Annotated in this window: 7 protein-coding genes; all 7 read left to right on the forward strand. The window is 62.6% G+C overall.

Features of this window, described 5'->3' with window-relative positions:
* The first annotated feature begins 152 nt into the window (after window positions 1–152).
* The 7 genes from NYE40_RS04435 (at window position 153) to NYE40_RS04465 (ending at window position 11,903) form a co-directional block, all read left to right on the forward strand.
* Window positions 153–2,303, forward strand: a complete 2,151-nt coding sequence (locus NYE40_RS04435; RefSeq protein ID WP_339279363.1) for a hypothetical protein — start codon at window positions 153–155, stop codon at window positions 2,301–2,303.
* A 49-nt stretch (window positions 2,304–2,352) separates the two neighbouring features.
* Window positions 2,353–3,984 (forward strand): response regulator, encoded by a 1,632-nt coding sequence (locus NYE40_RS04440; RefSeq protein WP_339279364.1) that lies wholly within the window; start codon window positions 2,353–2,355, stop codon window positions 3,982–3,984.
* Window positions 3,985–4,008: 24 nt separating this feature from the next.
* Window positions 4,009–5,802 (forward strand): histidine kinase, encoded by a 1,794-nt coding sequence (locus NYE40_RS04445; protein ID WP_339279365.1) that lies wholly within the window; start codon window positions 4,009–4,011, stop codon window positions 5,800–5,802.
* A complete protein-coding gene (locus NYE40_RS04450) occupies window positions 5,799–7,985 on the forward strand; it encodes an ADP-ribosylglycohydrolase family protein (RefSeq protein WP_339279366.1) in 2,187 nt (728 codons plus the stop codon). The genes NYE40_RS04445 and NYE40_RS04450 overlap by 4 nt, the downstream gene beginning before the upstream one ends.
* A gap of 233 nt (window positions 7,986–8,218) precedes the next feature.
* A complete protein-coding gene (locus NYE40_RS04455; protein WP_339279367.1) occupies window positions 8,219–9,208 on the forward strand; it encodes an ABC transporter permease subunit in 990 nt (329 codons plus the stop codon).
* 86 nt (window positions 9,209–9,294) lie between these two features.
* Complete coding sequence (locus NYE40_RS04460) at window positions 9,295–10,227, forward strand: carbohydrate ABC transporter permease (RefSeq protein ID WP_339279368.1); 933 nt, start codon at window positions 9,295–9,297, stop codon at window positions 10,225–10,227.
* 77 nt (window positions 10,228–10,304) lie between these two features.
* Window positions 10,305–11,903 carry an ABC transporter substrate-binding protein gene (locus NYE40_RS04465; RefSeq protein WP_339279369.1) on the forward strand — a complete coding sequence of 533 codons (1,599 nt, stop codon included), beginning with the start codon at window positions 10,305–10,307 and terminating at the stop codon, window positions 11,901–11,903.
* Window positions 11,904–12,119 lie beyond the last annotated feature (216 nt).

Genomic DNA, 12,119 nt, shown 5'->3' on the forward strand with positions numbered 1-12,119 from the left:
TAATATCCGTCACGCCAAACCGGATAACGATCATCGCTCCTTCCCGGACCGTCTCCTATACTGGAGGGACAACGATCTGGAGAGAGGGGCTTTTTCGTCATGCCATTCCTTGCCTTTCATCACCGGGCATACCGGACCGGGGAGGGGACGCGATGACATCGCGCCGACATTTTCCGGACATCCTCGAGCTGCGGCATGGCGGCGCCGTGCTGGAGCTGGAAGCGGCGACCGGCCGCTGGATTGCGCTGCGCTTCGATGGCGAGGCGGATTCGGTGCTCGCCGGGCCAATCCACGTTTTTGACGCCTATATCGAAGGCCGGCCGCTGCTCGGCTCCGGCCGGCGGGTGCTCGGCATCGAGGCGGAGCCCGGCGGCTCCGGCCGCCCGGACCGTCTCCTCCTCGCTTACGAAGAGGCGGGAATCGCCGTTGTCCAGTCCATCCAAGTCGCCGACGGCCTCGTGCGCCAGTCGGTCGAGCTCGAATGCCGGGCCGGCGGGGAGCGGCTGCTCACCGAGATCCGCTTCACGCTGCCGGACTTCATTGTGGGCGATCCTGCCGAATGCCTGCTGCAGCTGCCGGGGCAAATTGCGGCTCCCGACAGTCCCTATGCTCCGGAAGCCAAAAAGAGGCTGGACGCGACGGTCTGGAACGAGCCGCATCCCGATTATCCGCAGGGCTGGCTCGAATCGGCCCCGGACCAGACATCCGGACTGATCGCGGTGGAAAACCGGACGGAAGGAAGGATCGCTTCGGCCTGGATGTTCTCGGAGCAGGCGGTCGTCTTTCCGACGATTGACGGCACGGGCGAGCGGCTGACCGCCGCTCATCGGCAAAAGCTGACCTGCTGGCTGCGTCCGGGCGTGAAGCTTCGCTCCGGCAGCCATGGCATTCTGCTGACGCGAGGCTCGCTAAAGGCGCATCTGGCCCGCTTCCGCAGCGAAGCCTACGGAACTAGCCTCGCGTGCGCGCCGGATCGGCCGGCGTGGCTGCGCGACGCGCGCCTGCTCCAGATCGACGCCCGGCCGCTGCCGGTGTGGACGAAGCGGCTGCCGCGCTATCGGGAGCTCGGCTTCAATACGCTGTACCTGCTGCCCGTATGGCAAAATCAGGGCAATCCGTATGCGCTGATCGACCATTACCGGATCGACGACGATACGAGCCGCCGCGAGGAATGGGCGGCCTATCCGGAAGGGATGAGCCCGGTCTGGAACGACAATCCGTTCCCTGTCGGCAGCGAGCAGGAGCTGAAAGCTTTTGTCGCCTATGCCCATGAGCTCGGCTTCAAGGTGCTGTTCGACCTGATCCCGCAAGGGATCGGCACCGGCACGGCGTTCAGCCGCGACCATGCCGAGTGGCTGTCCGTCGACGAGCTCGGCCGTCCCCGCGCTTCCCACGGCTGGGGACCGGATGCGGGCGCGCCTGTCCCGGAGCACGGCACATACAGCATGGACTGGGGCAGCCCCGACTACCGCCGCTTCATCATCGACTGGGCGATGTGGAACTTGCGGACGTTCGGCATCGACGGCTTTCGGACCGACGCGATGCACTGGAAGGAAGCGAACCTGCGCCGCGATCTCGGCCGCCCCGCCTGGGAGACGACGTTTGGCGGCGTGCGCCTGATCGAGGAGCTGCGCGCCGAGATGAAGCGCGAGTTCCCGGAGACGGCGCTGATCGGCGAAGTATGGGGGCCGATCTTCCAGCGCGGCCACGATGCGACGTATGAGAACGGCTGGCTGCTCGGCCGCATGAATACCGGCTGGCTGACCGGCCGGCCGCTGCTCGACGGAAGGAGCTGGACGCGGCATCTGTCGCTCGCGCACCAGGCGCGGCCGGACGGAGCGTGGCGGGCGGCGTTCGGAGCCAACCACGATCTGGAGCGCTTCGTCGACCTTGCCAAGTCGCATCCGCTGGCCGACGCGGTCAGCTTCGTCCATCTGATGACGGACGCGATTCCATTTGTATGGTATAAAGAACTGGAGAAGCGCGAGCCGATTTTCGCCTTGCTCCTTCGCGAGCGGGACCGGCTCAGCGGCTGCAGCTGCCGGTACGATGCGGCGGAGCCGTCCTCAAGGCATCTGTTCACGGCGCTGTGGACGAAGCCGGGCGGGCCGCGCGTGCTGGCGGCCGCCAATTTGTCGGAAGCGCGAGTCGCATCGGGCGTGCGCCTGCCAGAGCGGCTCCCTGCCGAAGCGGCTGTCGCGCTGAGGCGCTCCAGCGACAGAGTCGCCGCCTGGAGCGAGGCCGGCGAGCTGCGGCTCGAGCTGCCTGCCGGCGGCTGGGCGCTCGTCGAGCTGCCGGGCTGACGCTCGCGCGAAGTTGATTTTTTCACATCTTAGAAGGAGGCATCCCGCTATGGCGAACGTGCTGATCGTGGACGACGAGCCGATCATCTGCGGAGCGGTCAGCCGCTTCCTGCTGCGTTCCGGTCTTGGCATCGACAAGGTGGAGACGGCGCTCAACGGCTTCGAGGCGCTGGACTACCTGCGGCTGGAGCCGTTCGATCTGGTCGTCACCGACATCCAGATGGGCGGCATGAACGGCATCGAGCTGATGGAGATCATCTTCTCGGAGCATCCCGGACTGCCGGTCATCGTCATCTCTGCCCATGAGGACTTCCACTATGCGCAGCAGGCGCTGCGGCTCGGCGCGCTGGACTACCTCATCAAGCCTGTCGATGCCGAGCATCTGGGCAAGGTCGTGCAGGGCATTCTGGACAAGCGGCAGAGCGGCGGCATTGCCGCCTGGGACTCTGCGATCCGGCACAAGTACGCTTTCGAGCAGCTGATCACGACCAAGACCGTGCTGCTCAACGAGTGGTTCGGGGAGGAAGCGGAGTGGGACGAGGAGGAGATCGGATCCGTGCTGGCGGATCTTGGGCTGAGTCTGCCGGGGCCGTATTACTGCGTCTGGAGCATCGATCTCGATCTGGACGGCGCGGGCAGGCTGCGCCAGACGCGCTTTACGGTCAAGGACCGCAAGCTGCTGCTGTTCGCCGCGCTCAACATCGTCGAGGAAAGCCTGGCCGGCTGGGAGTCGCTGAGCTTCTACATGCAAGGCGGCCATCTGGCGACGATCTTCTCGCTGACGGAGGAGGAGCTGCGCCTGTGGGGCGGCGACGCGCTGGCTCAGGTGAATCTCGTCGCGCGCAGCGCCTGCCGCAATCTCCGCGACTATCTCCGCATCGAAGGACGGATCGGCATCAGCCGCACGCAGCAGGGACTGGCCTCCATCCCGCGGCTGCATCAGGAGGCGCGCGAGGCGATCGGCGACGGATCCGCGGCTGCGTGGGGGCTGCCGGTAACGTTCATCGGCGATATCGAGCGCAGCGCCGACAAGCGTATGCTCGCCTGGCAGGTCCAGCTGGAGCAGCTCGTCAAGGATTTGCGGCAGTCGACCGATCCGTCGCAGGCCGCGGCGGCGGCGGATTCGCTGATGGACGGACTGGAGCGGGCGGGGATCGTCGACGAGCGGCGCTCGAGCTGCCTGCTGCAAGCCGCCTACTGCCTGCACGGCCTGCTCGACGACAGCCGGGGCATGCTGGAGCCGCAGGAGCTGCCGCCCGAGCCGCAGACGCTGTCCGCGGCCGTCGCCTCGCGCGAGCGGCTGCCCGAGGTGCGCCGCTATCTGGCGCAAGCGGCGGCGGCGGTCATCGCCGGCAACCTGCGCCGCGAGCGCTCGACCGTCCAGCGCGCGATGGAGTTCATGAAGCGCCGCTACAGCGACAAAGGGCTGAAGCTGCAGGATGTCGCCCGCGAGGTGCATTTGAGCCCGAACTATTTCAGCTATCTGTTCAAGAAGACGACGGACAAAAACCTGTGGGACTACTTGACGGAGCTGCGGATGGAGGAGGCGCGCCGGCTGCTGCTGTCGAGCGACATGAAGCGCTACGAGATCGCCGAGTCGATCGGCTACGAGTCGCCGGAGCATTTCAGCCGCGTGTTCAAGAAATATTATGGCGTGAGTCCGGCGGATTTCCGCAAGTAAGGACGGAAGCGGGAGGCTAGAGCGATGCAGATCAAGCAGAAGATCATCTATAGCTTCCTTGCGTTCATCGTCGTGCCGTTCCTGTTCGTCGGCTGGCTGTCGAGCAGCAAGGCCTATGACATGACCAAGGATCAGGTCAGCCTGACGCTGTACCGCCTCGCCAAGCAGAACGGCATGACGATCGAGCGTACGCTGGGCAGCATGAACGAAAAGACGCTCAAGTTCATCGACGAGTACTTCACGGAGGACGCGAAGAGCCCGATCGACCTGCGGGCGATCTCCGACCTGTCCAAATACAGCGCCGTCAGCGACCTTATCTCGCGCTACTCGCTCGAGGGGACGCCGTACGTGCTGTATGCCGAGGCGATGGCCGGCCAGCAGGACATGCTCCCGTACGCTACGGGCAAGTCCGGTCTGATCTTCCGCTCGTCCGGCGAGCTGCCGCCGTATTACGAGGAAGCGGCGGAGCTGAAGGGCCGCGGCGTCATCCGTTACGTTCCGTTCGGCGACAGCTCGCCGACGATCTGCTTCGTGCGCGCGATCATGGATCCGGGGATTCCGCAGCAGGTGCTCGGGGTGCTGTACGTGACGAATCTGGAGCTGCTTCTGTACAGCGATATCTGGACCTCCCAGATCCCGGAGGGCAGCGGCGTCTTCCTCCTCAACGACCGGTCCGAGATTCTCGCCTCGATGCCCGATCGGGGGCGCGGAGAGAAGCTGGAGCTGCCCGCCGCGATCGATCGTCCCGAATCGAGCTATCGTCTGCTCGACTGGCGCGGAGGGGAAGAGCTGTTCACCCATATCTACCTGCCCAGGTTCGACACGCGGCTCGTCTACGAGGTGCCGGTGAAGTCGATGATCGGCCAGCAGCAGTCCTACCAGAGCGTGCTGCTGCTCGTGATGGCCGCGTGCTTCGTGTTGGTCGCAGGGTATCTGATCTATCTCGTCAGCCTCATGCTCGGCCCGCTCAACAAGCTGGCCCGCATGTCGGAGAAATACGAGCCTGGCATGACGTTCAGCTTCGGGCCGACGCTGCGGCGCAGCGACGAGATCGGCAAGGTGTACGCCTCGTTCGAGCGCATGACCGAGCGCGTCAATCAGATGGTCAAGGAACGCTACATGCTGGAGATGAAGCAGCAGGAGATGGAGCTGATGACGCTCCATACGCAGATTACGCCCCATCTGCTCTACAACACGCTCGATTCGATCTATTGGATGGCGATCGACAAGGACAAGCCGGAGCTCGCCCGCATGGTCAAGGACCTGTCCTCGCTGCTGCGCATCGGCTTGAGCCGCGGACGCGAGCTCGTCCCCGTGCGCGAGGAGCTGCAGCATATCCAGGCGTACGTCAGGCTGCAGCTGGAGCGGTACAATCATGTGTTCGCGGTGCACTGGGATGTCGCCGAGGAGATGCTGGAGACGGTCGTGCCCAAAGTCATCCTGCAGCCGATCGTCGAGAATGCGATTCTGCACGGCGTCGGCAAGATGGACGGAGAGGGCGAGGTGTGGGTGCGTATCCTTCCGAGCGGCTCGGAGCTGCTGCTTGTCGTCGAGGACAACGGCTTCAAGGCGGCCGATCCGGACAAGATGAACCGCCTGATGTCCCGTTCCGACGGGGAAGGCTACGGCGTGCGAAACGTCGATCGGCGGATCAAGCTGCATTTCGGCAATCGCTACGGCATCCGCTACAGCGCCCGTCCGGAGGGCGGCACTCGAGCCGAGCTGCGCATGCCGCTGCTTCGGGAGGAGCAGGCGGAGGAGCAGAAGCAAAATCAGCGGATACACGATGGGAACGACAGGAAGGGGACAAAAGGATGAGCGGATTGGAACATGGACGGAGGGCAGAGGGGACCGCATCGTCCCGCCTGCGGGATGACTACGCTTCGCGAGTCTATGCCGGATGGCTGGGCAAGGCGATCGGCGTGCGGCATGGCGCCAATGTGGAGAACTGGTCTTACGAGCGGATCGAGCGGACGTTTGGCGAAGTTTCCGGCTATTTGCACACCTTTAAAAATTTCGCCGCGGACGACGACACGAACGGCCCGCCGTTCTTTCTGCGGGCATTGGAGGATTACACGCACACGTCGGCGATTACGCCGGAGCAGATGGGGCTGACGCTGCTCAACTATGCTCCGGACGGGCATAGCTTCTTTTGGTGGGGAGGCTACGGAATTTCTACGGAGCATACCGCCTATATGAACTTGAAGAACGGCATTCCCGCACCGGCGTCAGGCTCCATCGCTCAGAACGGAAAGACGGTGGCGGAGCAGATCGGGGGGCAGATCTTCATCGACGCCTGGGGCATGATCGCGCCTGGAAATCCGCGGCTCGCCGCCGAGTACGCAGGCAAGATGGCCAGCGTCACGCATGACGGCAACGGCAAGTATGGGGGGATGTTCATCGCCGCCTGCATCGCCGAAGCATTCGTCGAGCAGGACCTGCGCCGGATTCTGGAGGCGGGGCTGTCCGTCATTCCGTCCGATTGCGGCTACGCGCGCATGGTTCGGGCCGTGGCCGCGTTCCACGAAGAGAATCCGGGCGACTGGCGGGCGTGCCGCCGGTTCGTCGTGGACAACTTCGGCTACGACAAGCATCCGGGCGTCTGCCATATCATCCCGAATTCTGCGATCATCGTGCTGTCCCTCCTGTACGGGGAAGGAGATTTCGGAAGAGCGATCAACATCTGCAATAGGTGCGGATGGGACACCGACTGCAACGTCGCGAACGTAGGCTCGATCATGGGCGTGCGCAACGGCCTGGAAGGCATCGACGCCTCGTGGCGCGAGCCGATCAACGATTTTCTCTGCTGCTCGAGCGTGCTCGGAGCGCTGAACATAACCGACCTTCCAGCCTGCGCCTCGTATACGGCAAGATTCGGCTACCGAATCGCAGAGCAGCCGATTCCCGAGCGGCTTCGTCCGGCGCTGCTCAGCGACGGCCGCTATTTCCACTTCGAATATCCAGGCTCCACGCACGCGTTCCGGCTGGACTCCGATGCCGACTGGCATGTGACCGGCCGCGTCGTCAATACGGACGAGGCTGCGGCTGCGGGCGAGCGGTCGCTGAAGGTGGCGTTCGACCGGACGCGCGGAGGCTACGGCTATCGGGCGTATGTCCAGACGTATTATCGGCCGGAAGACTTCAATGACAGCCGCTACGACCCGTCGTTCTCCCCGATTCTGTACCCCGGCCAGACGGTCTGCCTGCAGACGATGGTGCCGGATCTGGCGCTTGGACGCGTGACGGCCAGAGTCTATGTCAAGGACGTGAACCGCGGCCAGCGGATCTATGGCGAGCCGGTCGAGCTTCAGCCGGACCGATGGACGCCGCTGCGGCTCGACATTCCGCGCATGGCGTCGGCCTGCATCGGGGAAGCGGGCGTCGAGTACGTTCCGGCCGAGGGCTGGGACTCGTCCTTCATCGCCTATGTGGATGAGATGTCCTTCAGCGGCGAGCCGGATTACGAGACCGATTTCGCGGCAGAGAGGATGGAAGTCTGGTTCCCGCAGCATCGGGAGGTGAGCCAGTTCACCTATTTGCGCGGGCTCTGGGAGCTGGAGGACGGACAGCTGAGCGGCGGCTTCTGCGGGGAGACGGCGGAGTGCTACACAGGCGATCCTTACTGGACCGACTATACGTTCAAGGCCGTGCTCGTCCCGCAGACAGGAGCCTGCCATCGCTTGTCGTTCCGCGTGCAGGGAGCCATACGGTCCTATGCGGCCGGACTCGCTCCAAACGGCAAAGCCGCGCTGTATAAAAACGACAACGGCTATTCCGTCCTTGCCGAAGCGGATTTTCCCTGGAAGCCGGGGGAAGCCTGCGAGCTGGAAGTGGAAGCGGCCGGAGCGCGGCTGCGCCTGCGCGTGAACGGCGTGACGTTGATCGAGCACGAGGATGAAGATCGGCCCTACTTGCGGGGGCAGGTCGGGTTTTCCAACGCGGAAGGCAGCCGGACGCGATACCGCTCCTTCTCGGTGTCCGGCGCTGGAGCGCGGGCATGAGCAGCCGGCGCGTCCGGCATCATCTTTGCGGCTCGGCCGCGCCCTGAACAGCTGCCTCCGGCCTCGTGCCGGCGGCAGCTTTTTGCATGGCGCTGCGATGACCGCGCCGGCGAGCTCGCAGCGCATGAATATATGTCACGATAATGCGTATACCCGTCATCGAACCGGCCTCCTGCGGCTTCTATAATGGAGACATGGAAACCAAGGCGTAATGCCGCAAGGAGGAACCTCGCATGGCAAGCAACACGCTGCAGCCCCCGTCTTCGGACGCTGCGGAGCGCCTGGAAGGAGCCGCACGGAAGGAGAGCAAAGCGCGGCCGTGGCGCAGGCTGCTATCCTACAAGACGCTCTATCTGATGTTCCTGCCGGGTCTGCTCGTCCTGATCGTCAACAACTACTTGCCGATCTTCGGCGTGTTCGTCGCCTTCAAGGACATCAACTATATCGACGGAATCTTCGGCAGCCCGTGGGTCGGACTGCGCAACTTCAAGTTTCTGTTCAACAATCCCGACGCCCTTCGGGCCGTCCGCAACACGGTGCTGTACAGCATCACGTTCATGACGCTGACGACGATCGGCGCGATTATCGTAAGCCTGCTGTTCAACGAGCTCAAGAACAAGCTGGCCGCGAAATTTTACCAGAGCTTCATGATCCTGCCCTACTTCCTCTCGATGGTCGTCGTCAGCTATCTCGTACTGGCGTTCCTGAGTCCGCAAGGCGGATTTCTCAATACGGTGCTCGAGAGCTTCGGCATGGAGCCGATCGACTGGTATACGTCTACGGCTCACTGGCCGTACATCCTCGTCATCGTCACGCTGTGGAAGAACATCGGCTACAGCGCCGTCGTCTACATCGCGGGCATCGCCGGCATCGACACGGAATATTACGAGGCCGCGGTCATCGATGGCGCTTCCCGCTGGCGGCAGGCATGGCATATCACCCTCCCGATGATCCGGCCGCTCATCATCATCCTGACGCTGCTGTCGATGTCCAGCATCTTCGTCTCCGACTTCGGCCTGTTCTACCAGGTGCCGCTCAATTCCGGCGTGCTGTACGACTCGACCGACGTCATCGATACCTTCGTCTACCGGGCGCTCATTACGCTCAACGACATCGGCATGTCGTCTGCCGCAGCGCTTGTCCAGTCTGTCGTCGGCTTCATCCTCGTCCTCGGCTCCAACGCTCTGGTGCGCCGCATCAGCAAGGAGGACGCGCTGTTCTAGGGCGTGTGCGCAAGCACGGCCTGGCGCACGGACCGGCGGGTTGCCGCCGATTCGCATCGATCGTCCATTGCAAGGAGGAAATGACCATGAAACAAGCAGCGCTCGCCGCCCCGCGCAAGCCGGGGCGGCGCGAAAACAAGGCGGGTCCGGCCGCGACCTTCCTCATCCACCTGGCGTTCATCCTGCTGTCGATCGCCTGCATCGTTCCGGTCGTGCTCGTCATCGTCGTCTCCTTGACGAGCGAGACGTCGATCGTGGAGCACGGCTACCGCTTCTGGCCCGCCGAATGGTCGCTGTCCTCGTACGAATTCCTGTTCAAGGACTATACGACCGTCTTGCGCGCCTATGGCGTCAGCATCGGCCTGACGATCATCGGGACAGTGCTCAACATTCTCATCATGGGGCTGTACGCCTATCCGCTGTCGCGGAGGGACTTGCCCTGCCGCCATGTGTTCACGTTCCTGCTCGTGTTCGTCATGCTGTTCAACGGCGGCACGGTCACCAAGTATCTCGTGTACACGAGCGTGCTTGGCATCAAGGACACGTATACGGCGCTGCTGCTCCCGCTCCTGATGATGCCTTTTTATGTCATCGTCATGCGGACGTTTTTCCAGACGACGATCCATCCGGCCATCCTGGAGTCGGCGAAGATGGACGGCGCCGGAGAGCTTCGCATCTTCGCCCGCATCATCGTGCCGCTGTCGCTGCCCGTCTTTGCGACCGTAGCGCTGTTCAGCACGATCAACTACTGGAACGACTGGTTCAACGCGCTGCTGTTCATCGACGATGCCCGCAAGCTGCCGCTGCAGTACTTGATGATGAAGGTGATGAACGACGTGCAGTTCATCAAGGAGCAGATGGATCCGGTCGCGCAGGCCAACCTCAATCTGGCCGACCTGCCGGGCGAGACGCTGCGGATGGCTATGGTCGCCGTCGGCATCGGTCCGATCGTGCTGGCTTATCCGTTCTTCCAGCGCTATTTCATCCAGGGCTTGACGGTCGGATCCGTGAAAGGCTGACCCCGGGGCTTCGCCGCCCTGGTTGGCATAGATTAAATTTCATTCAATGCATATTTATTCCATGGAGGGGTACACAGATGAAAAAGAAACGCCATGCAGCCACGTTTTCCATCGCGATGCTCATGACCGCTTCCCTGGCGCTCGCCGCTTGCGGCAACGGAGGGGGAGGCAACGCTCCGGCGGCAAGTCCGAGTCCGTCCGCCAGCGGAGATCCCGCTGCGACTGCAAGTCCGGAGGCGCCAGCCGAGCTCGCGCCGTATGAAGTGTCGATCTACATGCCGGGATCGCCGCAAAAGGATCAGGCTGCCGTCGAGGAGCGCATCAAGGAGCTGCTCGCCGACAAGGTGCCGAATACGTCCGTGAAGCTGAATTACATCGACTGGGGCGCGTACCAGCAGAAGACGAACCTGATGCTGCAGACAGGAGAGCCGGCGGATCTCGTGTTCGCGCCGGAATGGTACCAATTTTTCTCCAATACGGCCAAAGGAGCGTTCCTCGCGCTGAACGACGACAGCAGCCCTCAAGGAAACCTGCTGGAACAATACGGCCAAGGCATCAAGTCCGTCATTGATCCTCTCTATCTGGAGGCTCCTGTCGTAGATGGAAAATTGTATGCGATTCCAACGAACAAGGAGATCGCTCAAGGACGGGGCATCGCGTTCCGCAAGGACATCGTCGAGAAATACGGGTTCGACGTATCGGGCGTCAAGGAGCTCAAGGACGTGGAGCCGTTCCTGAAGACGATCAAGGAAAAAGAGCCGAATATCTATCCGGTCTATGCCAACAAGCAGGATTCGGCTGTCGACTGGGCGCCTGACTACGGCTATCAGCCGCTGTTCAACAACGGAGTGTTCATCAACCGCAACGGAGATCCGAACAAAGTCGTCACCGTCACCGATCCGGCATTCGTCGAAAAAGAACTCGGCAACTACAAGCTGCTGCATAAATGGTACCAAGAAGGCCTTGTCAACAAGACAGCTCCGACGACGCAGGAGAAGATCGGGGACGTGGTCATGGCCGGCAAGATCTGGTTCATGCCGACGACGACCTCGCCGGGCCGCGCGGAGGCGATGCGCGTCAAAAATACGAGCGGGCAAGGGCCGGAGTTCTTCGACTGGATCGTCGTCGATACGCAGTCGCCGCTCGTGACGACGTCGATGGCGACCGGCTCGCAATTCGCCATCGCGCGCTCTTCCAAAGATCCGGCGCGGGCCATGATGGTGCTCGACCAGCTCTATACCGACAAGGAGCTGCTCAACACGGTCGTATTCGGCCTTGCTGACAAGCATTACAAAAAGATCGCCGACAACAAGATCCAGCAGATCCCGGATTCCGGATACGCTCCGGGCAACGCCTGGATCATCGGCAACCAGCTCAACAACTATCTGCTCGACAACGAGGCGGACAACAAATACGAGCAGTACGTGGCATTCAACAAGACGGCGGAGCGTTCGCCGCTGCTCGGCTTCAACTTCAACCCGGATCCGGTCAAGACGCAGGTCGCGGCGTTCAATACGATCTGGGACGAGTACAAGGACATCCTGCGCACCGGCTCGGTCGATCCGGAGCCGATCCTCAAAAAGCGCAATGAAAAGCTGGAGAACGCCGGCCTGAAAGCGATCGCCGACGAAGTCCAGAAGCAGCTCGATGCCTGGAAGCAGGCAAACGGCAAATAACCGCTCCGGCTTCGTCCGGAAGCGTGTGAAGGTTCAAGCCGGGGCGCCGCCGCCCTGGCTTTTTTCACTTCTGGCAGCGCTTTCTCTTGCTTAATAAAGGTCACAGAGGAAGAAACATCTGTCATCGACGGGCGGGGAATTGCGCGCCACAATAAAGGACAAGCCGGACTTAAACGGCCGGCATGAACGCAGAGGAGGGATCGGCGAGCTGCTTTA

Origin of the sequence: Paenibacillus sp. FSL W8-1187 (assembly GCF_037965485.1) — a bacterium.
Classification (GTDB): domain Bacteria; phylum Bacillota; class Bacilli; order Paenibacillales; family Paenibacillaceae; genus Paenibacillus_O; species Paenibacillus_O pasadenensis.

Coding starts and splice junctions, on each gene's coding strand:
- NYE40_RS04450 (WP_339279366.1), top strand. CDS start 5,799: ATGAGCGGATTGGAACATGGACGGAGGGCAGAGGGGACCGCATCGTCC.
- NYE40_RS04435 (WP_339279363.1), top strand. CDS start 153: ATGACATCGCGCCGACATTTTCCGGACATCCTCGAGCTGCGGCATGGC.
- NYE40_RS04440 (WP_339279364.1), top strand. CDS start 2,353: ATGGCGAACGTGCTGATCGTGGACGACGAGCCGATCATCTGCGGAGCG.
- NYE40_RS04465 (WP_339279369.1), top strand. CDS start 10,305: ATGAAAAAGAAACGCCATGCAGCCACGTTTTCCATCGCGATGCTCATG.
- NYE40_RS04445 (WP_339279365.1), top strand. CDS start 4,009: ATGCAGATCAAGCAGAAGATCATCTATAGCTTCCTTGCGTTCATCGTC.
- NYE40_RS04455 (WP_339279367.1), top strand. CDS start 8,219: ATGGCAAGCAACACGCTGCAGCCCCCGTCTTCGGACGCTGCGGAGCGC.
- NYE40_RS04460 (WP_339279368.1), top strand. CDS start 9,295: ATGAAACAAGCAGCGCTCGCCGCCCCGCGCAAGCCGGGGCGGCGCGAA.